Source organism: Streptomyces sp. NPDC021019, from assembly GCF_044333295.1.
Lineage (GTDB): Bacteria > Actinomycetota > Actinomycetes > Streptomycetales > Streptomycetaceae > Streptomyces.
In genome coordinates, this window is sequence record NZ_JBIRQR010000002.1 from 1431382 (window position 1) to 1453298 (window position 21917).

The 21917-nt window shown below is 70.7% G+C and carries 15 protein-coding genes; 4 read left to right on the forward strand and 11 right to left on the reverse strand.

The genetic code is table 11. From position 1 onward, the window contains the following. Window positions 1-37 precede the first annotated feature (37 nt). Window positions 38-5077, reverse strand: coding sequence for an NAD-glutamate dehydrogenase (locus ACH4RG_RS17410; protein WP_397927862.1), 5040 nt, complete (start codon window positions 5075-5077; stop codon window positions 38-40). Between the two features lie 432 nt (window positions 5078-5509). Between ACH4RG_RS17410 and ACH4RG_RS17415 the strand changes: the two genes are divergently transcribed. Next, window positions 5510-6088 (forward strand): DJ-1/PfpI family protein, encoded by a 579-nt coding sequence (locus ACH4RG_RS17415; RefSeq protein ID WP_397917180.1) that lies wholly within the window; start codon window positions 5510-5512, stop codon window positions 6086-6088. Window positions 6089-6298: 210 nt separating this feature from the next. On the opposite strand, the gene ACH4RG_RS17420 is transcribed toward ACH4RG_RS17415, so the two are convergent. Next, entirely contained in the window at window positions 6299-6976 is a 678-nt protein-coding gene (locus tag ACH4RG_RS17420) for an HAD family hydrolase (RefSeq protein WP_397927860.1), read from the reverse strand. 38 nt (window positions 6977-7014) lie between these two features. After that, entirely contained in the window at window positions 7015-7521 is a 507-nt protein-coding gene (locus ACH4RG_RS17425) for a DUF6912 family protein (RefSeq protein ID WP_397917182.1), read from the reverse strand. Window positions 7522-7795: 274 nt separating this feature from the next. Here ACH4RG_RS17425 and ACH4RG_RS17430 point away from each other — a divergent pair, with 274 nt between their 5' ends. Then, complete coding sequence (locus tag ACH4RG_RS17430) at window positions 7796-8242, forward strand: Rv3235 family protein (protein WP_397917183.1); 447 nt, start codon at window positions 7796-7798, stop codon at window positions 8240-8242. A 68-nt stretch (window positions 8243-8310) separates the two neighbouring features. Here the strand turns inward: ACH4RG_RS17430 and secA are convergent, their stop codons facing one another. After that, on the reverse strand, window positions 8311-11133 hold the full coding sequence (gene secA, locus ACH4RG_RS17435; RefSeq protein WP_397917184.1) for a preprotein translocase subunit SecA: 2823 nt from the start codon (window positions 11131-11133) through the stop codon (window positions 8311-8313). Window positions 11134-11373: 240 nt separating this feature from the next. Here secA and ACH4RG_RS17440 point away from each other — a divergent pair, with 240 nt between their 5' ends. Both ACH4RG_RS17440 and ACH4RG_RS17445 read left to right on the forward strand, forming a co-directional pair. Then, the gene (locus ACH4RG_RS17440; protein ID WP_397917185.1) at window positions 11374-11985 is read left to right on the forward strand and encodes a GNAT family N-acetyltransferase; all 612 of its coding nucleotides are present in this window, start codon (window positions 11374-11376) and stop codon (window positions 11983-11985) included. 62 nt (window positions 11986-12047) lie between these two features. After that, window positions 12048-13235, forward strand: a complete 1188-nt coding sequence (locus ACH4RG_RS17445; protein WP_397917186.1) for a winged helix-turn-helix domain-containing protein — start codon at window positions 12048-12050, stop codon at window positions 13233-13235. Between the two features lie 53 nt (window positions 13236-13288). Here the strand turns inward: ACH4RG_RS17445 and ACH4RG_RS17450 are convergent, their stop codons facing one another. From ACH4RG_RS17450 to mtnA, 7 genes are all read right to left on the reverse strand, one after another. Next, window positions 13289-14044, reverse strand: coding sequence for a response regulator transcription factor (locus ACH4RG_RS17450; RefSeq protein ID WP_265601276.1), 756 nt, complete (start codon window positions 14042-14044; stop codon window positions 13289-13291). Window positions 14045-14227: 183 nt separating this feature from the next. Further along, window positions 14228-14917 (reverse strand): ribosome hibernation-promoting factor, HPF/YfiA family, encoded by a 690-nt coding sequence (hpf, locus tag ACH4RG_RS17455; protein WP_003968752.1) that lies wholly within the window; start codon window positions 14915-14917, stop codon window positions 14228-14230. Between the two features lie 326 nt (window positions 14918-15243). Next, the gene (locus tag ACH4RG_RS17460; protein ID WP_397917187.1) at window positions 15244-16002 is read right to left on the reverse strand and encodes a ComF family protein; all 759 of its coding nucleotides are present in this window, start codon (window positions 16000-16002) and stop codon (window positions 15244-15246) included. An 84-nt stretch (window positions 16003-16086) separates the two neighbouring features. Then, window positions 16087-17922 carry an LpqB family beta-propeller domain-containing protein gene (locus ACH4RG_RS17465; RefSeq protein WP_397917254.1) on the reverse strand — a complete coding sequence of 612 codons (1836 nt, stop codon included), beginning with the start codon at window positions 17920-17922 and terminating at the stop codon, window positions 16087-16089. Between the two features lie 34 nt (window positions 17923-17956). Next, window positions 17957-19996, reverse strand: coding sequence for an MtrAB system histidine kinase MtrB (gene mtrB, locus ACH4RG_RS17470; protein WP_398539770.1), 2040 nt, complete (start codon window positions 19994-19996; stop codon window positions 17957-17959). Between the two features lies 1 nt (window position 19997). Beyond that, the gene (mtrA, locus tag ACH4RG_RS17475) at window positions 19998-20687 is read right to left on the reverse strand and encodes a two-component system response regulator MtrA (RefSeq protein ID WP_007448372.1); all 690 of its coding nucleotides are present in this window, start codon (window positions 20685-20687) and stop codon (window positions 19998-20000) included. 4 nt (window positions 20688-20691) lie between these two features. Then, window positions 20692-21834 (reverse strand): S-methyl-5-thioribose-1-phosphate isomerase, encoded by a 1143-nt coding sequence (gene mtnA, locus ACH4RG_RS17480; protein WP_398539771.1) that lies wholly within the window; start codon window positions 21832-21834, stop codon window positions 20692-20694. Between the last annotated feature and the right edge of the window lie 83 nt (window positions 21835-21917).

Here is a 21917-nt window from a genome sequence, read left to right on the forward strand (position 1 = left end):
CCACGCGGCGCCGGCCCCCACAGACGGACAAGACCCCCTACGCGTGCGTACGCAACAACGTCCGCATCGTCCGCATGGCCACCGACAGGTTCGCCAGATCGAACGCGTCCGACCCCTGGATCTCCTCCAGCGTCGACCGCGACCGGGCGAGAATCGCCGCGTTCTTCGACTCCCACGCCCGGAACCGCTCCTCCGGCGTGGCCGACCCGTTCCCCACGCTCAGCACGTCCGAGGTGAGCGCCGCGTGCGCCGCGTACAGGTCCTCGCGGATGGAGGCGCGGGCCATGGACTGCCAGCGGTCGGCCCGCGGCAGCTCGATGATCCGGTCCATCAGCTGGGTGATCCGCAGCCGGTCCGCGAGGTCGTAGTAGACCTCGGCGACCTCCAGCGGATCCCGGCCCGTACGGTCGGCGATGGCCACGATGTCCAGCGCCGGGAAGGCGGAGGAGAACCCGGCCACCCGGACCGCCAGCTCGTCCGGCACGCCGGCGCCCGTCAGCTCGTCCAGGATCGAGTGGTACCAGTCCAGGTCCGCACCCTTGACCAGCTTGGGCAGCTCGTCCCAGACCCGCGCGACGCCGTCCCGGAAGCTCTCGATCGTCTCCGCGATGGCGACGGGCTGCGGCCGGTTGCCCAGCAGCCAGCGCGAACCGCGCTCGACCAGGCGCCGCGAGTGCAACCGGATCCGGGTCTGGACGTCGGCGGCGACCTTGTTGTCGAGCGCCTCGACCGCGTCCCACACCCGGGACAGGCCGAAGATCTCACGGGCCGTGAACTGGGCCCGCACGATCTCCTCGATCGACGCCCCGGTCTCCTCCCGCAGCCGGTGCAGGAAGGTCGAGCCGGCGGTGTTCACCGTGTCGTTGACCAGGACCGTCGTGATGATCTCGCGCCGCAGCGCGTGCCCGTCGACCGCCTCGGGGAACCGCTCGCGCAGCTCGCTCGGGAAGTAGGCGTGCACCAGCTTCTGCAGGTGCGGGTCGTCCGGCAGGACGGTGGAGATCAGCTCGTCCGCCGTCGTGATCTTGGTGTAGGCGATCAGCACGGCCAGCTCGGGCTGGCTCAGCCCCTTCTCGTTGCTGAGCAGCTCCCGGATGTGCCGGTCGGCGGGCAGGAACTCCAGCGCCCGGTCCAGAGCACCGTCGCGCTCCAGGCGGCGCATGAAGCGCTGCTGGGCGTGGAGCAGCGAGGGCGCCTGGGCGGAGGCGTTGGAGAGCGCGACGTTCTGCGCGTAGTTGTTGCGCAGGACGAGCCCGCCGATCTCGTCGGTCATGTCGGCGAGCAGCTTGTTGCGCTGCTTGACGGTCATGTCACCGTCCCGGACCAGACCGTTGAGCAGGATCTTGATGTTCACCTCGTGGTCGGAGGTGTCCACCCCGGCGCTGTTGTCGATCGCGTCGGTGTTGATCCGGCCGCCGCTGCGGGCGAACTCGATCCGGCCGAGCTGGGTGGCCCCGAGGTTGCCGCCCTCGCCGACGACCTTGGCCCGCAGGTCCTCGCCGTTGACGCGGATCGCGTCGTTGGCCTTGTCGCCGACGTCCGCGTTCGACTCGGAGACGGCCTTGATGTACGTGCCGATGCCGCCGTTCCACACCAGGTCGACGGGGGCCTTGAGGATGGTCTGCATCAGGTCGGCGGGCGTCATCTTACTCACCGACGGGTCGATGCCGAGCGCCTCGCGGACGTGCGGGTTGAGCGGGATCGACTTGGCGCTGCGCGGGTGGATCCCGCCGCCCGCCGAGAGCAGGCCCGTGTCGTAGTCGGCCCAGGAGCTGCGGGGCAGGTCGAACAGCCGGCGCCGCTCGGCGTACGAGGTGGCGGCGTCCGGGTCCGGGTCGATGAAGATGTGCCGGTGGTCGAAGGCGGCGACGAGGCGGATGTGCTCGGAGAGCAGCATCCCGTTGCCGAACACGTCGCCGGACATGTCGCCGACGCCGACGACGGTGAAGTCCTCGGTCTGGGTGTCGTGGCCCAGCTCGCGGAAGTGCCGCTTGACGGACTCCCAGGCGCCCCGGGCGGTGATGCCCATGCCCTTGTGGTCGTAGCCGGCCGAGCCGCCGGAGGCGAACGCGTCGCCGAGCCAGAAGCCGTACGCGACGGCCACCTCGTTGGCGATGTCCGAGAAGCTCGCGGTGCCCTTGTCGGCCGCGACGACGAGGTAGGTGTCGTCCTCGTCGTGCCGGACGACGTCGGCGGGCGGCACGACCTCGCCGGCCACCATGTTGTCGGTGATGTCGAGCAGCGCGGAGATGAACGTGCGGTACGCGGCGATGCCCTCGGCGAACCAGGCGTCGCGGTCCACCGACGGGTCCGGGAGCTGCTTGGCGACGAAGCCGCCCTTGGCGCCGACGGGCACGATGACGGTGTTCTTCACCATCTGCGCCTTGACCAGTCCGAGGATCTCCGTACGGAAGTCCTCGCGCCGGTCCGACCAGCGCAGCCCGCCCCGGGCGACCTTGCCGAAGCGCAGGTGGACGCCCTCCACACGCGGCGAGTAGACCCAGATCTCGTAGGCCGGCCGGGGCGCGGGCAGGTCCGGGATGGCCTGCGGGTCGAACTTCATCGAGACGTACGCATGCGGCGCGCCGTCCTCCGTGCGCCGGCCCCCCTGGTCGCTTCCCTCGCTCGCACTCTGGAAGAAGTTCGTCCGCAGGGTGGCCTTGATGACGGTGAGGAAGGACCGCAGGATCCGGTCCTCGTCGAGCGAGGCGACCTGGTCCAGGGCCCCCTCCAGCTCCTCCAGGAGCCCGTCGGTCAGCTCGGTGCCGGCGCTCTGGCGGCCGGGCGACATGCGGGCCTCGAAGAGCGAGACGAGCAGCCGGGTGGTGTGGACGTTGTTGCGGAGGGTGGACTCCATGTAGTCCTGGCTGAAGGTCGACCCGGCCTGCCGCAGGTACTTCGCGTAGGCGCGCAGCACCATGGCCTGCCGCCAGTTCAGCCCGGCGCCGAGGACCAGCGCGTTGAAGCCGTCGTTCTCGGCCTCGCCCTTCCAGACGGCGGCGAAGGCTTCCTGGAAGCGGGCACGGGCGTCGTCGGCGAGGTAGCCGCCGTTGCCGTTGGCCAGGGGCATCCGCAGGCCGAAGTCGTAGATCCAGGCGTGGGTGCGGTCCGCGCAGCGCAGCTCGTACGGCCGCTCGTCGACGACCTCGACGCCGAGCTGCTGGAGCGCCGGGAGGACGGCGGAGAGGGAGACCTGCTCGCCGGTCCGGTAGATCTTGAAGCGGCGCTCGCCGGGGCCCGCGCCGACCGGCTCGTACAGGCTGAGGGCGAAGTCCTTCTCGCCCTGCTTGAGGGTCTCCAGGAGGACCAGGTCGGCGACGGCTGCGCGCGGCGAGTGGTCGGCCTTGTAGCCCTCGGGGAACGAGTGGCCGTACTGGCGCTGGAGCTCCGCGCCGCGCTCCTCGCCCAGCTCGGCGGTGAGCGCCTCCTGGAAGCCGTCGGCCCAGGAGCGGGCGGCCTCGACGAGGCGGGCCTCGATGCGGTCGGCGTCGGCGTCCGTCAGGTGCGGCAGCTCGGTGCCGGCCGGGACGCGGATGACGAAGTGCAGCCGGGAGAGGATCGACTCGGTGTTCCAGGCGGTGAAGTCGACGCTGTTGCCGCCGAGCTCCTCCTTGAGGATGTCGATCAGCCGCAGGCGTACGCCGGTGGTGTAACGGTCGCGCGGCAGGTAGACGATCGCGCTGTAGTAGCGCCCGTACTCGTCCTGACGCAGGTAGAGCCGCAGTCGGCGGCGCTCCTGGAGGTAGAGGACGGAGGTCACGATGGAGCGGAGTTGGTCGACGGGCGTCTGGAACAGCTCGTCGCGGGGGTAGGTCTCCAGGATCTGGAGCAGGTCGCGGCCGTCGTGGCTGTTGTACGAGAAGCCCGCGCCTTCCACGACCTCGGCGACCTTGCGGCGGATGACGGGCACCCGGCGCACGGACTCGGTGTAGGCGGCCGAGGAGAAGAGCCCGAGGAAGCGGCGCTCGCCGACGACGTTGCCCTTGGCGTCGAACTTCTTCACGCCGACGTAGTCGAGGTAGCTGGGGCGGTGCACGGTGGCCCGGCTGTTGGCCTTCGTCAGGACGAGGAGCTTGTGCTCGCGGGCCTTGGCGCGGGCGTCGGCGGGCAGCCGGTCGAAGGACGGGCTGACCGGGTGGGCCTCGTCCTCGCTGTGGTGCGGGTCGGAGCGCAGGATGCCGAGCCCGGTGCCGGGCACGACGGCCAGCGCGTCGCTGTCCTTCAGCTCGTACTCGCGGTAGCCGAGGAAGGTGAAGTGGTCGGCGGCCAGCCAGCGCAGCAGCTCGCGGGCCTCCTCGACCTCCTCGTCGGCGAGGTCGTCCAACGGTTCGCCGGGCAGGTCGTCGGCGATCCGGAGGGCGGCTTCGCGCATCTTCCCCCAGTCCTCGACGGTCTCGCGCACGTCGGACAGGACGCGCAGCAGGTCGGCGGTGATCTGCTGGAGGTCGGCGCGGTCGGTCTCGCGGTCCATCTCGACGTGGATCCAGGACTCGACGAGCGCGTCGTGGGGCATCTCGGCCCTGGCGTCCTTGGACTTCTGCCGGCTCCGGGAGGCCTTCGGGAGGCCGGGGCCGCCGGAGAGGACCTCGATGAGCTTGCCGGTGACATCGCGGCGGACCGTGACCTGCGGGTGGATCACGACGTGGATGCCGCGCCCCTGCCGGGACAGCTCGTTGGTGACGGAGTCCACCAGGAAGGGCATGTCGTCGGTGACGACCTCGACGACGGAGTGGCTGCAGGTCCAGCCGTTCTCCTCGACGGTCGGGGTGTACACCCGGACGTTGGCGGTGCCCTGCGGACGGTTCTCGGCCAGCCGGTAGTGCGAGGCGGCGGCGCCGAAGACGTCGACCGGGTCGCGCCCGCTGAGGTCCTCCGGAGCCGTGTGCAGGTAGTAGCGCTGGAGGTAGGCGAGCACCGTTTCCTGACCGGGACGGGCGCTCTCGTCGGCCCCGGCAGCGGAAATCCGCGCCCGGGGGGCACCTCCCGGGCCACCGACACCACCGCCCGGACCGTTTTCAGCTACCTTGGCGGCCCCTGCGAGCAGCTCGGCCTTGGCTTCGTCCAGCTTGGTCTGCATGTCCTCTGGCTCCTGTCGCGCGCCGTTGCGTGACGTAGGTGAGAAAAGCGGCGTACCGCCACGACGCGGGGTTTCCGGTCTGGGTCGACGCTATGCCGCTTCGAGAGATACCCGGGACCATATTGGCCATTTTCGGCAGCCGGTCCGGAGTCGGGAGATCGCGGATCGCCCGGGTGCGGTGGCACTCCGGGCGGCGGCCGGGGGCTTCGCTGCCCCCGAGGCGTATCGCGCTGATCACGGCACCAGGCTATCTCTCTCGCACCCCGTTGCGTCATGAGCCGCTTGTGTACAAAAGAACCCCCCGAACTTTGACACTCTGGACAGTGCGCCGCGCCGCCTTGGCGAACTCCCGGAACCCGGGCAGTCTGTCCGTACCGCACGGATCCAGGCCCTCGGCACGCCACCGGGGCAACCGGCCCGAGGAGCCCCGCCATGCCGCAGAAGATCCTCATCGTCACCGGCGACGCCGCCGAGTCACTCGAAGTCCTCTACCCGTACCAACGGCTGCTGGAGGAGGGTTACGAGGTCGACATCGCGGCCCCCGAGCGTAAGACGCTGCGTTTCGTGGTCCACGACTTCGAGCCCGGCTTCGACACGTACACGGAGAAGCCCGGCTACACCTGGCCCGCCGACCTGTCCTTCTCCGAGGTCGACCCCGGGGCGTACATCGCCCTGGTGATTCCCGGCGGTCGCGCCCCCGAGTACCTCCGCAACAACGCCGAACTGCGGAAGATCGTCGGCGCGTTCTTCTCCGCGGACCGCCCGGTCGCCCAGATCTGCCACGGCCCCCTGATCACCGCCGCCACCGGCAGCCTCAGCGGCCGCAACGTCACGGCCTACCCGGCCCTGGAACCGGACATGCAGAGCGCGGGCGCGACCTTCCAGGACACGGAGGCGGTCGTGGACGGCGCCGTGGTCTCCTCCCGAGCCTGGCCGGACCACCCGGCCTGGATGCGAGAGTTCCTGAAGGTACTCAAGTCGACCCACCCGTCGCTCCCCTCCACCACCTGAAAACGCCGGTCAGCCCACCCGGGCACCCCCGCCGGGCCCGCCCGACGGCCCGACGCTCGCGGACGCTTCTTCAGCCCGTCCGGCACTTGAGGACGCCCTTTTCAGCCCGTCCGGCGCTTGAGGACCGGGGTCCGGGGCAGCGCCCCGAAAAGCCCGCACCACGCCCACCCGCACACGGCACCGGCACCCGCGTCGGCCCCCGCACCCCCGCTACGCGGCGAACGTCTCCGCCAACGCCACCGCCTCCCCCAGGCTGTCCACCACCGGCACCCCCGCCCCTTCCAGGCTGCTCCGGCTGTGCGACCCCCCGGTGTACAGCACCGCCCGAGCCCCCACATGCGCCGCCGCCACCGCGTCGTCCAGCGCGTCCCCGATGACCACCGAGTTCTCCGGCACGATCCCGCCCACCCCGGCCAGCGCCTCGAAGTGCCGCTCCATGTGGAGCGCCTTGCTCCCGCCGGACGGCCCCGTACGCCCCTCGACGCGGACGAACCGCGGCTCGATTCCGTACCCCCGCACCACCGGCACCAGCTGCTCGTGCCCGTACATGCTGAGCAGCGACTGACTGCGCCCGGTCCGCTGCCACTGATCCAGCAGCTCCTCCACCCCGGCGGTGAGCCCACAGGCCGCCCGCTGCTCCGCGTAGTACTGGTGGAAGATGCCGTCCATCCGCTCCCACTCGGCCTCGGTGGGCAGCCGGCCCAGGAACCGCTCGTAGAACCGGGGTATGGGGATCGTGTACATCTCCCGGTACTGCTCCAGCGTGATCGGCGCCAGCTCGACCTCCGCGAACGCGGCGTTCGTCGCCTGGATGACGGCATGCGTGTCGTCCAGCAGCGTGCCGTTCCAGTCCCAGACCAGATGAGTGCGTGTCGTCCCCGAAGTCATGCAGAAAAAATACCCGCCGGGTACGACAACGCCGTCCCTCAGCCGATGAGCTGCGGAATCTCCTGAACGCCGAACCAGAGCAACTCGTGGTCCTCGGCCCCGTCCACCGTGAACTGCGCGTCGTCGTCGCCGAGGTCCGCGGCCCCCAGCACCGCGGCCGCGGCGGCCACGTCCTTCTCCGCGTCGTCGGCGTCCACGTGCACCGCCGCCGCCTTGGCCAGCGGCAGCGCGGCGGCGATCCGCACCTCGCCGAGCGACGCAGCGCCCAGCCCGTGGTCGGGGTCGGCGACGGCGGCCCCGTCCGGTACGTCGACGGCCACGACGACCCGGCGGCGCACCTCGTCCGGCTTCCCCGCGATCATCCGGAGCGAGGCGGCGGCCGCCCGGTTGAGCGCCGCGTACTCCAGCTCCTCGATGTCGTCGGAGACGTACCACTCGCGCAGCCCCGGGGTCACCGCGTAGGCGGTCAGCGGCCCGGGGCCGACCTCGCCCGCACCGTGCGCCGCTGCGAGACCGGAGAGGGTCAGGGGGACGTACACGCGCATGGCAGGTCGCTTTCGTAGAGGGAAACGTCCTCAGGATACGTGGGAACGTCCCCTTTCGGGTTTCGGCAACCGGGGTCGTCCGTCCACCGCCAACGGCCCGTCACCCCCACTGCCGCCCTTGTCCCGCAAGGGCCGAGCCACAGACAGGTGAATCCGCCCGCACCCGATCGGCGCCCGGAGGCCCCTTGCGTCGCTGACGACCTCACCCGTAGAAGATCCCCAACACAAGTTACCGTCCGGTAGACACCGGGCCCGGTCAACGGGGGCGACGATCATGAGCACGGACAGGACGAGGCCCGCAGGCCGACGCGACCAGAGTGGTCCCCGGTCAGTACCTCCGCAGCGGTCCCGCAGGCTGCAGCCCCACCGGCCGCAGCGGCCCCACCAGTGGTTCGCCGAGCGCCTGCTCGCGGTCCTCAGCGGCCAGCGCCCGGTGCACTGGATGCTCGGCCACACCATCGGCGAGGCCTACGACCAGCTCGCCGAGCTGGCCCCGACCGCCCCGCTGGGGGCCACCCGGGGCAGCCGCCCCGTCCTCCGCCACTGCCGCGGGGCGCAGCCCGCCATCGGCGTGGTCGAGGCGTTCGCCAGCATCGCCGCGGGCGACCGGGTCCGGGCGATGGCCTTCCGCCTGGAACAGGGCCCCGACCAGCGCTGGCGCTGCGCCGCCGTGGAGCTGGGCGGCGAACGCCTCACGGCCGGCGCCCCGGGCCCCCGGTGACCCGGCGAACGCGGCAGGGGCCGGACACCTCGTGGTGTCCGGCCCCTGCCGGGGTACTGCCGCTGGTGCTACTTCTTGCGACGGCGACCGCCGCCGCCACCGCCCTTCTGCGCCTTGCGACGCTCCGCGCGCGTCATGCCGTCGGCGGAACCGGACCGCGTGTCACCGGTGGCCTCGTCGTTGGCGAAGTCACCCTCGACGACACCGCCCTCGCCGTCCACCGTGGGAGCGGAGAAGTGGAGCCGGTCCGGCCGCTGCGGGGCCTCCAGGCCCTTGGCGCGGATCTGCGGGGCGGCGGCGCTCTCCTTCTCCAGCGAGGTGCGCTCGGCGCCGTCCTGCACCGGAACCTCCTCGACCTGCTGCTCGACCTGGACCTCCAGGTTGAACAGGTAGCCGACGGACTCCTCCTTGATGCCCTCCATCATGGCGTTGAACATGTCGAAGCCCTCGCGCTGGTACTCGACCAGCGGGTCCTTCTGCGCCATGGCCCGCAGGCCGATGCCCTCCTGGAGGTAGTCCATCTCGTAGAGGTGCTCGCGCCACTTGCGGTCGAGCACCGAGAGGACGACACGTCGCTCCAGCTCACGCATGATGTCGGAGCCGAGGGTGTTCTCGCGCTCCTCGTACTGCTCGTGGATGTCGTTCTTGACCGACTCGGCGATGAACTCGGCGGTGACGCCCGCCAGGTCGCCGGCCGCCTCCTCCAGCTCCTCGACGGTGACCTTCACCGGGTAGAGCTGCTTGAAGGCGCCCCACAGCCGGTCGAGGTCCCACTCCTCGGCGAAGCCTTCGGCGGTCTCCTGCCGGATGTAGTCGTCGATCGTGTCGTCCATGAAGTGCCGGATCTGGTCCTGGAGGTCCTCGCCCTCCAGGACGCGGCGGCGCTCGCCGTAGATGACCTCGCGCTGCCGGTTGAGCACCTCGTCGTACTTCAGGACGTTCTTGCGGGTCTCGAAGTTCTGCTGCTCGACCTGCGACTGTGCGGAGGCGATGGCGCGGGTGACCATCTTGTTCTCGATCGGGACGTCGTCCGGAACGTTCGCCATCGACATGACGCGCTCGACCATCTGGGCCTTGAACAGGCGCATCAGGTCGTCGCCCAGCGACAGGTAGAAGCGGGACTCGCCCGGGTCGCCCTGACGGCCGGAACGGCCGCGCAGCTGGTTGTCGATACGGCGCGACTCATGCCGCTCGGTGCCCAGCACGTAGAGTCCGCCGAGCTCCTTGACCTCTTCGAACTCCGCCTTCACGGCCTGCTCGGCCGCCTCCAGCGCGGCGGGCAGCGCGGCCGCCCACTCCTCGACGTTCTCCACCGGGTCGAGGCCGCGCTGGCGCAGCTCCGCCTCGGCGAGGTCGTCAGGGTTGCCGCCGAGCTTGATGTCGGTGCCTCGGCCGGCCATGTTCGTCGCGACCGTGACGGCCCCCTTGCGGCCCGCCTGGGCGACGATCGTCGCCTCCCGGTCGTGCTGCTTGGCGTTGAGGACCTCGTGCTGGACACCGCGCTTGGAGAGCTGCTGGGAGAGGTACTCGGACTTCTCGACCGAGGTGGTGCCGACCAGGATCGGCTGCCCCTTCTCGTGCTTCTCGGCGATGTCGTCGACGACCGCGGCGAACTTGGCGACCTCGGTGCGGTAGATCAGGTCCGACTGGTCGGCGCGGACCATCGGCCGGTTCGTCGGGATCGGCACCACGCCGAGCTTGTAGATCTGGTGGAACTCGGCGGCCTCGGTCATCGCCGTACCGGTCATGCCGGAGAGCTTGTCGTAGAGGCGGAAGAAGTTCTGCAGGGTGATCGTGGCGAGGGTCTGGTTCTCGTCCTTGATGTCCACCCCTTCCTTCGCCTCGATCGCCTGGTGCATGCCCTCGTTGTAGCGGCGGCCGGCGAGGATGCGGCCGGTGTGCTCGTCGACGATCATGACTTCGCCGTCGATGACGACGTAGTCCTTGTCCTTCTTGAACAGTTCCTTGGCCTTGATGGCGTTGTTCAGATAACCGACGAGCGGGGTGTTCACCGACTCGTAGAGGTTGTCGATGCCGAGCCAGTCCTCGACCTTGGCGACACCGGCCTCGTGGATGGCCACGGTCCGCTTCTTCTCGTCGACCTCGTAGTCGCCGGTCTCCTCGATGCCCTTGAGCTGGTTGCCCGCCTCGCCCTTGGTGAGGCGGGTGACCAGCTTGGCGAAGTCGCCGTACCACTTGGTGGCCTGGTCGGCCGGGCCGGAGATGATCAGCGGCGTACGGGCCTCGTCGACGAGGATCGAGTCGACCTCGTCGACCACCGCGAAGTTGTGACCGCGCTGGACGAGCTCGTCCTTGGACCACGCCATGTTGTCGCGGAGGTAGTCGAAGCCGAACTCGTTGTTCGTGCCGTACGTGATGTCACAGGCGTACTGCTCACGGCGCTGGGCCGGCGTCATGTTGGCGACGATGCAGCCGACGCTCAGACCGAGGAACTTGTGGACCCGGCCCATCATCTCGGAGTCACGCTCGGCGAGATAGTCGTTGACCGTGATCAGGTGCACGCCCTTGCCGGAGAGCGCGTTCAGATACGTGGGCAGGGTGCCGACGAGGGTCTTGCCCTCACCGGTCTTCATCTCGGCCACATAACCGAGGTGCAGGGCGGCTCCGCCCATCATCTGTACGTCGTAGTGGCGCTGTCCGAGGACGCGCTTCGCGGCCTCACGGACCGTGGCGAACGCTTCGGGAAGCAGGTCGTCCAGGCTCTCGCCGTCCGCGTACCGTTCCTTGTACTCGTCGGTGAGCGCCCGCAGCTCGGCGTCGGAGAGGTTGACGAAGTCCTCTTCGATGGAGCTGACCTGGTCCGCGATGCGGTGCAGTTTGCGCAGGATCTTGCCTTCGCCTGCACGCATGAGCTTGTTGAAGACGGACACTGAGGCTGGTCTCCTTGCCGGTCGGGCCTGGCACTGGGTCGTGTAATGGACTCTGGCGCGGGCACGGCAGGTGGGCCCCACCGCAACGGCCATCGTAAGCGAGGACACCACCGCGTCGGGAGGGCTGCCGTCGCGTGGACCTCACCGCACCCTTGTAGGACAACGGTCCAAACGCACGGAAGGTGCCGGGAAGCCCCAAAAGTGCTCGCATCAAGGATGCCGGCTCACGAGAATCGGTCCATGGAGCCGATCACTCTCACCACGGAACGACTGTTCCTGCGGCCCTTCGGCCCGCAGGACACCCATCCGGTGCACGCCGCCTGCCAGGACCCGGACATCCAGCGCTGGACGGTGATCCCCTCCCCGTACCGCCTGACCGACGCGGAGCTGTTCACCACGAAGCTCTGCCCGGCGGGCTGGCAGGACGACTCCGCCTACGGCTTCGCCCTGATCCTGCGGGAGACCGGGGCGCTCGTCGGTGCGCTCGGCATCGACCGCCGCAGCCTGCCGGGGACGTACGAGGTCGGCTACTGGTCCACCAAGGAACACCGCGGCCACGGATACGTCACCGAGGCGGTGCTCGGCGCCGCCCGCTGGGCCTTCTCCTCCCTCGGGGCGGACCGGCTGGAGTGGCGGGCCGAGATCGGCAACGTGGCCTCGCGGGCCGTCGTCCAGCGGGCGGGGTTCCGGCTGGAGGGCGACCAGCGGTCCGGGCTGCTCAACAAGGGGGTGCGGCGCGACGTCTGGACGGCGGCCCTGCTCCCGTCCGACCTGGGGCTCGCGGGCTCCCACCCGTACGTCCCCGAACGCCATGCTCCGCGGCCCGGTGGCACCCCGGAGTCCCCAGGGTGACCACGGGATCCGCGGACGGCGTCCGGACCGGACTGTCAGTGGCGCCGTCTAGGGTTCGACGTATGACGCCTGTGCCTCCTCCCGCAGTCGAACTCTCCGCCGACCAGGCCCGCCGCATGGCGTTGCGCGCCCAGGGCCTTCTGGGGGCTCCGGACCGCCGGGCAGGGGTGCCGGGAGTGCTGCGGCACCTCGGCGCGGTCCAGCTGGACACGATCTCGGTGCTGGCCCGCTCGCACGAGCTGATCCCCTACGCCCGGCTCGGCCCGGTGAACCGCCGGACGGTGGAGGAGGCCTACTGGTCGGGTGGCCGGACCTTCGAGTACTGGTCCCACGCGGCGTGCATCCTGCCCGTCGAGGAGTGGCCGCACTTCGCGTTCCGCCGCCGCGCCTACCGCTCCCGCCCGCACTGGGGCCACGATCTGCCCGACGGCTCGTACGAGACCGTGATCAAGCAGCTGCGCGACGAGGGCCCGCTGACGGCGACCGAGCTGGGCGGCGCGAAGAACGGCGGCGAGTGGTGGGACTGGTCGGCGTCCAAGGTGGCCGTCGAGCGGGCCCTGATGTACGGCGAGGTGGTGTGCACCGAGCGGCGCGGCTGGAAGCGGGTCTACGACCTGGCCGAGCGGGCCATTCCGGACGCGCTGCTCCACGACGACCTGAGCGACGCCGAGTGCCGGCGGCGGCTGGTGGCGCTGGCGGGCAGGTCCCTGGGCGTCGGCACCCGCGGCGACATCGCGGACTACCACCGGCTGCGGGCCGAGGAGTTCGACGCCGTGGTGGCCGACACGGGCCTGGTCCCGGTCGTGGTGGAGGGCTGGTCCAAACCTGCCTGGGCGGACCCGGAGGCGCTGGCCAAGGAGGTCCGCGGGCGCCACCGTACGACGCTGTTGTCGCCGTTCGACTCCCTGATCTGGGAGCGGGCGCGCACGGAGCGGATCTTCGGCTTCACGCATCGGCTGGAGGCCTACGTGCCCAAGCAGAAGCGGATCCACGGCTACTTCGCGATGCCGTTGCTGGCGGGCGGGAAGCTCCAGGGCCGGGTCGACCCGGCGCGCGAGGGCACCACGCTGATCGCCCGACAGGCGTCGCTGGCCGGCCCGAAAGCGGTGGTCCCGATGGCCGAGGCCCTGGTGGAGGCGGCGGCCTGGGTGGGCTGCACGGACATCCGGGTGGACCGGGTGGACGCCCCGGAGCTGCGCGAGCCGCTCCGGACGGAGATCGGCCACGCGCTCCAACGCGCCTACCGCTGACCGGTCCCCGCTGACCTGCCCCCGCTGGCCGGGACCGGGGCGGGAGCCGTTCGCTACCTGATCTCCAGGATCTTCTCGCGCATGGCGTAGACCACGGCTTCCATCCGGGAGTGCAGCTGCAGTTTCTCCAGGATATTGCGGACGTGGTTCTTCACCGTGTTCTCGGAAATGAACAACTCCTTGGCGATATCCCGGTTGTTCATGCCGGTCGCCACGAGTTTCAGCACTTCCAGCTCGCGTTCGGTGAGCCGGGGCGCCGGAACGAGCCGCCGCTCGTCGGTGCGCTGGATCATCGATTTGAACTCGGTGAGCAGCTTCGAGGCCATGGAGGGGCTGATCTGGGACTGCCCGTCGGCGACCGCGCGAATGGCCGTGGCGACCTCGTCGGTGGAGATCTCCTTGAGGAGATAGCCGGTCGCGCCCGCCTTGATCGCCTCGTAGAGGTCGGCCTCCTCGTCACTGATCGTCAACATGATGATCTTCGCGCTGGGGGCCACCTCCTTGATGGCCGTACAGGCCTCGATGCCGCCGCGTTTGGGCATCCGGACATCCATCAGCACGATGTCGGGCAGCAGGTCGGCGGCCTTGTCGACCGCCTCGGAGCCGTCCCCGGCCTCGCCGACGACCTGGATGTCCTCCTCCTGGGCGAGGACGATCTCCAGGCCCCTGCGGAAGAGCGCGTGGTCATCGACCACGAGGACCCTGATGGGCTCCTTGCGTGAAGCGCCGTCCGCCCCGCTGCCGGTGTACGCACCGGTGTCGTCGTCGGAGTCATTCGCATCGCGCACGGGCCCGAAGGTGTCCGCCATCGTTCCTCCCCCTGAAGGCCACGGCCTGAAGTGTCGGTCGTTCGCCAACGGCACTTCACAGAACACCGATTGGCTCGGGCCGCCATGATTCCATGTCCGGCCACCGGCACGGTGGTCCTGCGCCCGCGCGAGGGTGCCCCCGGTGGCGCGAAAACACCCCGGGGGCACCCCGACGCTGTGGCCTCAGCCGCCGAGCGCGCCGCCCGCGCCGCCCGCTTCGTCCGCGGCGAGCGGGTCGGTCCTCAGGTGGATGACGCCGTAGTCGTAGGCGTGCCGTCGGTAGACGACACTGGGCTCCTTCGTCTCGGAGTCGACGAACAAGTAGAAGTCGTGGCCGACCAGTTCCATCTCGTAGAGCGCCTGGTCGAGCGACATCGGTGCGGCGGTGTGGGTCTTCTCGCGCATCACGAGCGGCCCTTCGCCCTGCACTTCGAGCGAGCCGATCTTCGTGGTGGGGACGGGCTCCGACGGCTGGTCGCCGACCAGTTCACCGTCCTCGTCGAACGAAGCGACGCCGGGGACCACGTCCCCGACCTCGGCAGCCGACAGGCGGCCGTTGCCTCGGCGGCTGTAGCGCTTGTCGTGCTGCTTGCGCAGCCGGGCCTCCAGCTTTCCGGTGGCCAGGTCGAGCGCTGCGTAAGGGTCGCCCGCCGCCGCCTCCGCCCGGATGACCGGCCCCCGGGAGCGGAGCGTGATCTCCACCCGGTCGGAACGGTCGGCCTGACGGGGATTCGGCTCCTTGGACACCTCGACGTCGAGGCTGATCACCTTGCCGTCGAACTTCTGGATCTTGTCCAGCTTCAGCTTCTCGGCCACGTGCTTGCGGAACCGCTCGGGCACCTCGGTCTTGCGGCCCTTGACGACGATGTCCACGCAGAACTCCGTTCCCGGATCGCTCCGCTCAGCGGCGGAGCATCTCCCTTTTGCACCAGGCCCCGGAGATCACCAGGGCCTCGGACTCGGTGGCTTTCGCCTCCTCCTCCCCCGTCGGAAGGGTCGCAACCCCACCGACTCGCGTGCTTCTCCTACCGGTGAGTTACCTGCCCGAAACCTGATGGTGCATTCATCGAGGTCCGGCATTCACCGTTCCTCACAACCGAACATAGCCTGCGCACCACGGTCTCGGCACCCGCTACTGGCACGTACCTCCGTTCAGGGGGTATTGCCCTCTCATTACCTGCAACGATGCGGGTTCCCGGTCAGTTCCGGTTTATTTCGAAGGCGGAGGGAGAGGCCGCGACGACCGCCGCCCGGCACCCTCCGTGCACGGAGGGCTCCCGACCGGCGCCGCACGCCTCGCCGACCGCCCGTGCCGCCTCCGCCAGCGTCGATCCCGTCGTCAACAGATCGTCGACCAGGATCACCCGGCCGTGCCGGAGAGGTCCCCGCCCGAGGAGTCCGTGCCGGAGGAGCCGCCCTCCCCCCGCCGTGAGCTCCAGCGCGCCGGCCAGATTCGCCCGCCGCTGCCGCGCCCCGAGACCGGCCTGGTCGGCGACCGCGCGCCGCTGCCGCAGCAGCGGAAGCATTTCGGCCGGCAGTCCCTCGCGCCGCAGGTCCCGCGCGGCCGCGGCGGCGATCCTGCGCACCGGGTCATGGCCACGCGCCGCGGTCGAGGAGGGCGCGGAGGGCACCGGGACCAGCAGCAGGAGACCAGCACCGCCCGGCCGCCCCGCCCAGGCCCGTGCACAACCCGCCAGGGCCCGGCCGAGCGCCCCGGCCAGCCCCAGTGCCCCTCGTTCCTTGTGGGCCAGCAGAACCGCGCGTACGGCGTTCTCGTACGGCGCGGCCGCGTACACCGGCGGAAGCCCCCGGGGCCGCGGCGAGGGCCGGACCGGGCGGGCGGGCGCACCGTGCAACGCGGCCGCGCAGGCCGTGCACAGCTCGGTGCGCGGTCTGCCGCAGCCGGCGCAGGCCACCGGCAGAAGCAGACCGGACAGTTCCTGCCACGCGTACCGCATGACCTGACTGTGCCGGGGCCGCCCCGGGCGGGCCACCCCTGTGGAAAACCCCGGGCACCCGGCGGATCCCGGCCCGGTGCCGGATCAGCCGGGGTAGACCAACGACGTGCCCTGTTGGAGAACCGTCTGCCAGTTGTCCCCGGGCGAGAGCTTCACTATGCCGTCGCCGACGGTCTCCGCCATGAGCGGAAGCAGTTCGTCGTCCGCCGCGGCGACCGACTGGACCTGGTTCACCCCGGGCAACGACCCCGAGGCCGACGTGGAGCCGTCCGCCTGCACGTAACGCACCTGCTGGACGCCGCCCTCCTCCTTGCCGACAACCACCAGCCGACTGCGTCCGGACCAGGAGATGGCCGTCACATCCGCGAGCTGCGGTGCGGCCTGGCGCAGATCCTCGACCGAGATCCCGGGCGCCACGGAGGAACCCCGGCGTTCGACCCGACCGATGTTCAGTGTCGTACGGCCGTCCTTCCTCAGCAGCAGGGCGATCCGCACCCCGTCCGCGGACATCCGCAGCTCCTCGATGCGGGCGCCGTCGAGACCCGGCACCCGGACCTCCTGCGGATCGCCCGCGCCCCCGGTCAGCCGCAGCAGCCTGGGACCGGCCGGATCGCGGTCGGCGACCCACAGATCGCCGCGGCCGTCCCAGCTCGGCGACGACAGCCGGTCGGCGGCCTTCTTCGCCTCGCTGCTGACGAGGGGGTCCGTCAGTTCACTGCTCTCCGTCTCCAGGGAGGACACGTAGAGGTGCTGCCCGTCGGCGGAGACCGCGGCGGCCCGCTGTTCGTCCCGGGCCACCCCGACGGCGCCCATGGGCACGGCGCCCGCACCGAGCGGGCCGGTCACGGGCTCGGGCGTTCCGGTGCCGTCGGTGGCGCCGGGGATCCGCTCCACCTGCCCCTTGTCGTTGATGAAGTACTGGCTGTCGGCCTCGTCGGAGCCGATGTCGGCGGAGAACTCCGGCGCGTCGTCGGCGTCCAGTCCGCAGAGCTGGGTGCCCTCGCCGCCCTCCAGCTCCACCCGCTCGACCCGTGCCGGGGTCAGGTCCCCGAGCGTGAACAACACCTGCGCGGCCATCATCCGGCAGGCGCTGGGGCTCGCCTTGTCGGCCTTGTGGTTGAGCGGCACCTTCAGGACGTTCTGATCGTCCGACGGCAGCGCGATGACGTCCTTGCGCAGGGCGGTCCCCGCCGGGAACCGGGAGTCGACCACGGGCCGCAGCCAGTTCGTCGGACCGGCGAGCAGCGTCCTGACGGTCTGCGTGGCGGTGTCCATGCGCGTGACCGGATCCGCGCGGTTGCGTACGTAGACGGGGTCCGCGACGAGTGTCGACCGACCGCTCGTACGCCCGGTGGCGAAGTAGTACTTGTTCACCGAGCGGTAGAGGCGCTTGAAGTCGGACTGCCCGAGGACCAGGCCGTCCGGCACGACGTCGATGCGCCACTCCTGCTTTCCGTCCGGCCCCTTCTCCTGCACCAGGTGCAGAGTCTGGGCGTAGTCGCTGGGCGCGAAGGGACGGTAGGAACTCTGGGCGTCGACCGCGGCCACCTTCTCGCCGGTCAGCGTGTAGGTGGTCGCCTTGTCCCGGGTGGCCCGGTTGGCCTCGTCGTGGAGCAGGGGGCCACTGCGGTTGGGGGCCTGGGCGAGCACCGTGATGCCCCCGCCCGGCTGCCAGGTGCGCCGGGCGTCGGCGCTCAGGTACTTCCGGGTGGTCGCGAACGCGGGATCGTCACTGGTCATCGACTCCAGGAAGCCGTCGACGATCTCGCTGGGCACCGCGCCTTCCCGGGGCGCCACCGCGTACACCTGCACCTGGGAGTCCCCGGGCTGTGAGGCGTCGACCGCCTTGACGTCCCCGGTCACCGGCATCGAGCCGCACCCGGCCAGCACGACGACGCCGCAGCCCAGCAGCGCGACCATCCGCACCGCCCGTCCTCGGCCGCCCGGACCGCGGTCAGTAGCCACGAGTGGTGTCCTCCTGGTCGGAATCGAGTACGCCGTTGCCCGAACGCCCACCGGGGCGCTCCTGGGCCGGGCGCGCCACGACACGTGCCCCGTTGCCGGGCAGCGCGGCGGGGTGCACCGACGAGGGGGCGCCGTTGCGGACGGCGGGGCCGCGACCGGGCACGGGCAGCGGCGGGCGCTCGCCGGCCCCGGGCTGGGTCGGCAAGGACATCAGCCGGTGGTCGTCCGACGCGCCCGCTCCGGCCTCGTCGCGTTGCCGGTTGCCGCGGTTGCGCCGCGAGTCCTCGGGCTCCAGCGGTATCGGCGAACCGCGCAGGGGCTCGTCCGCCGTACGCGGCAGGGTCAGCCTGAACTGGGAGCCGCCGCCCGGCTCGCCCCAGGCCTGCAACCAGCCGCCGTGCAGCCGGGCGTCCTCCACGGCGATCGACAGACCGAGACCCGTCCCGCCGGTCGTCCGGGCCCGTGCGGGGTCCGCACGCCAGAACCGGTTGAAGACCCGGGTCGCCTCGCCGGGCTTGAGCCCGACCCCGTAGTCCCGGACGGCCACGGCGACCGCGCCCTGCGCGACGCCCATCCGCACCACGACGTCCCGGCCCTCACCGTGCTCGACGGCGTTGACCACGAGGTTGCGCAGGACGCGTTCGACGCGGCGGGCGTCGGCCTCGGCTATCACCGGCTGGTCGTCGCCGACGACCAGGATCCGGGTGCCCTTGCGCTCGGCGAGCGGCTCGGCGCCACCGATCACCCGGTGCACCACGGTCCGCAGGTCTATCGGCTCGGCCTCCAGGGCCGCGGCGCCCGCGTCGAACCGGCTGATCTCCAGCAGATCGGCGAGCAACGACTCGAACCGGTCGAGCTGATCGCCGAGCAACTCGGCGGAGCGCGCGGTGACGGGGTCGAAGTCGGCACGCGCCTCGTGGATGACGTCGGCGGCCATCCTGACGGTCGTGAGGGGGGTCCGCAGTTCGTGCGACACGTCGGAGACGAAGCGCCGCTGCATCCGGGAGAGCTCCTCCAGTTGCTGGATCTTCAGCTGGAGGTTCTGGGCCATCTTGTTGAAGGCCTCGCCGAGCCGGGCGATGTCGTCCTCGCCGGTGACCTTCATCCGTTCCTGGAGCTTGCCGGCGGAGAGGCGCTCGGCGATGCCGGCGGCCATCCGCACCGGCGTGACGACCTGCCGCACCACGAACCAGGCGATGGCCCCGAGCAGCACGACGACGAACAGACCGGCGGTCGCCAGGGTCGTCCTGACCAGTGTCAGGGACTTCTCCTCCTGCGTGAGCGGGAAGAGGTAGTACAGCTCGTAGGGCTGCTGATCGATGTCGTAGAGCCGCTTGCCGACCACGAGGCCGGGCTGCGCCTCGCTGCCGTACGAATACCGGATCTCGGAGTACGTCTGGAACGCGCCCTGCCCCTCGCTCACCTTCTGCCGCAGGCGCTCAGGGACGCTGGACGCCTCCACGCTGCCGGAACCGCGCGCGGCACGGCTGCTCGCGCCCTCGGCCACCGAGTCGACGCTGAGCGCCACCACGTTGAAGGCGTTCTTGCCACCGCTGGCGAGTTGGTCGACGAGCTCGGTGCGCCAGGAGGTGCTGCCGGTCACGCCGTCGGTGCGCTCGCTCCCCTGCCCGTCGGGGGCAAGGGGGATGTTGGCCTTTTCCTGGGCCGCGGCGAAGCCGCCGACGGCCTGGGTCTGGGCGGCCTTGCCCTTGGCGTCGAGCAGGCCGTTGCGCACCTGGCCGATGACGACGAAGCCGAGCAGCAGCACGACGCCGATCGACATCAGCAGGGTGCCCGCGACGACGCGGAGCTGCAGATTGCGCCGCCACAACCGGACGGCGGGCAGCAACGGGCGGCGTACCCACCGCATCAGCAACCGCGGTACGGGCCCGCCGGGCGTCCGGTCCTCGAACAGCCGGCCGCCTCGCAGGAAACGGCTCATCCGTGACGCCTTCCGTCCCGGGCCGACAGCCCGCTCCGTACGGACCCCCGGCTCGCCGGGCCCCGGAGCAGCGCTGCCTCGGGGCATCTCAGCTCGGTCCGGCCTTGTAGCCGACGCCTCGGACCGTCACGACGATCTCCGGCCGTTCCGGGTCCTTCTCGACCTTGGAACGCAGACGCTGGACATGCACATTCACCAGGCGGGTGTCGGCCGCGTGGCGGTAACCCCACACCTGTTCCAGCAGGACCTCACGGGTGAAGACCTGCCACGGCTTGCGGGCGAGCGCGACCAGCAGGTCGAACTCCAGCGGGGTCAGGGCGATGGACTGCCCCTCCCGCTTCACGGAGTGGCCTGCCACGTCGATGACCAGGTCACCGATGGTCAGCTGTTCCGGCGCGGGCTCTTCGGACCGCCGCAGACGTGCCCTGATCCGGGCAACCAACTCCTTAGGTTTGAACGGCTTGACGATGTAGTCGTCGGCCCCTGACTCCAGGCCCACCACCACATCGACGGTGTCGCTCTTGGCAGTGAGCATGACGATCGGCACACCGGACTCGGCCCTGATCAGCCTGCACACCTCGATGCCGTCCCTTCCGGGCAGCATGAGGTCGAGCAGCACCAGGTCCGGCTTGGCCTCACGAAATGCGGCCAGTGCCTTGTCGCCGTCCGCTACGAACGACGGCTCGAAACCTTCTCCACGCAGCACAATCCCGAGCATCTCGGCCAGTGCGGTGTCGTCGTCGACGACAAGGACGCGTCCCTTCATAATCGACATCATCCCATTAGCTAATCGTTACCTGCGATGACCTGGCACACAGCTCTGCCAGTCCGGCCCCCGTGACCGGCGAAACAGCGCCCTCCTCGGTGACGATCGCCGTGATCAGTTCCGGGGGTGTGACGTCGAAGGCCGGGTTGTACGCCGGGGCCCCGAGGGGTGCGACGACCATCCCTCCTCCACCGTCGGCCGATACACCCCGCCACGATGTGAGCTCCGTCACTTCCCGCCCGGGGCGCTGCTCGACGATGATCGATGTGCCGTCCCGGGTCTCCAGATCCACGGTCGTCGTCGGCGCCACCACGATGAAGGGCACGTGGTGATACTTCGCGAGCACGGCCAGCGGATAGCTCCCCACCTTGTTCGCCACCGAACCGTCGGCGGCGATGCGGTCCGCCCCTATGAGCACCGCATCGACCTCTCCGGCCGCGAAAAGGGACCCCGCCGCGTTGTCCGTGAGCAGGCTGTACGCCAGACCGTTGCGCGCGGCCTCGTACGCGGTCAGCCGGGCCCCCTGGAGCAGCGGCCGCGTCTCGTCCACCCACAGCCGTCGCAACCGGCCCTTCCGGTGCACCCGCAACGCCACGGCCAGCGCCGTACCCTCCCCCCCGGAGACCAGCGCCCCGGTGTTGCAGTGGGTCAGCATCTGATACCCGCGGTCCGGCATCAGCTCCTCCAGCAACGCCTCGCCGTACTCCGCCATGCGCCTGCTGGCCTGGGCGTCCTCCCGGTGCAGGGCCCGCGCCGCGGTCAGCGCCGCCTCGGCGGCCGCCTCGTCGCCCGCCCCCTTGCCGACGGCTTCCCCGTAGGCGGCCGCCACCCGCCGCACCCCGTAGCCGAGGTTGACCGCGGTGGGCCGCGCCCGCTCCAGCAGACCGGCCGCCTCCGCGACGTCATGGCCCCGCGCCGCCGCGAGCGCCACCCCGTAACCCCCGGCGATCCCGAGCAGCGGGGCCCCTCGCACCGCCAGAGTCCGGATCGCCCGCACCAACGCGGGCACGTCAGTGCACACCAGTTCGACCTCCTCGGCGGGCAGCCGCGTCTGGTCGAGAAGCACCAGCACGGGGCCCCCCGGGGGCTCGTCCCAGCGGAGTACGGAGAGCGCGGGAGGCTCGAAGCCCGCCGTCGATTGCGCGTCCTGATCAGCCATCCGCCCAGTCTGCCCGGTGAGCCGCCCGTACCTGAAGGCGCCAAGGAGACAGAGCGGCTGATCCACCCCGGACCCGCGCGTGG

Bases quoted from the DNA above. Each gene is read 5' to 3' on its own strand.
- ACH4RG_RS17410 (WP_397927862.1), bottom strand. From the start codon at position 5,077: ATGCAGACCAAGCTGGACGAAGCCAAGGCCGAGCTGCTCGCAGGGGCC.
- ACH4RG_RS17415 (WP_397917180.1), top strand. From the start codon at position 5,510: ATGCCGCAGAAGATCCTCATCGTCACCGGCGACGCCGCCGAGTCACTC.
- ACH4RG_RS17420 (WP_397927860.1), bottom strand. From the start codon at position 6,976: ATGACTTCGGGGACGACACGCACTCATCTGGTCTGGGACTGGAACGGC.
- ACH4RG_RS17425 (WP_397917182.1), bottom strand. From the start codon at position 7,521: ATGCGCGTGTACGTCCCCCTGACCCTCTCCGGTCTCGCAGCGGCGCAC.
- ACH4RG_RS17430 (WP_397917183.1), top strand. From the start codon at position 7,796: ATGAGCACGGACAGGACGAGGCCCGCAGGCCGACGCGACCAGAGTGGT.
- ACH4RG_RS17440 (WP_397917185.1), top strand. From the start codon at position 11,374: ATGGAGCCGATCACTCTCACCACGGAACGACTGTTCCTGCGGCCCTTC.
- ACH4RG_RS17445 (WP_397917186.1), top strand. From the start codon at position 12,048: ATGACGCCTGTGCCTCCTCCCGCAGTCGAACTCTCCGCCGACCAGGCC.
- ACH4RG_RS17450 (WP_265601276.1), bottom strand. From the start codon at position 14,044: ATGGCGGACACCTTCGGGCCCGTGCGCGATGCGAATGACTCCGACGAC.
- ACH4RG_RS17460 (WP_397917187.1), bottom strand. From the start codon at position 16,002: ATGCGGTACGCGTGGCAGGAACTGTCCGGTCTGCTTCTGCCGGTGGCC.
- ACH4RG_RS17465 (WP_397917254.1), bottom strand. From the start codon at position 17,922: ATGGTCGCGCTGCTGGGCTGCGGCGTCGTCGTGCTGGCCGGGTGCGGC.
- mtrB (WP_398539770.1), bottom strand. From the start codon at position 19,996: ATGCCCCGAGGCAGCGCTGCTCCGGGGCCCGGCGAGCCGGGGGTCCGT.
- mtrA (WP_007448372.1), bottom strand. From the start codon at position 20,687: ATGATGTCGATTATGAAGGGACGCGTCCTTGTCGTCGACGACGACACC.
- mtnA (WP_398539771.1), bottom strand. From the start codon at position 21,834: ATGGCTGATCAGGACGCGCAATCGACGGCGGGCTTCGAGCCTCCCGCG.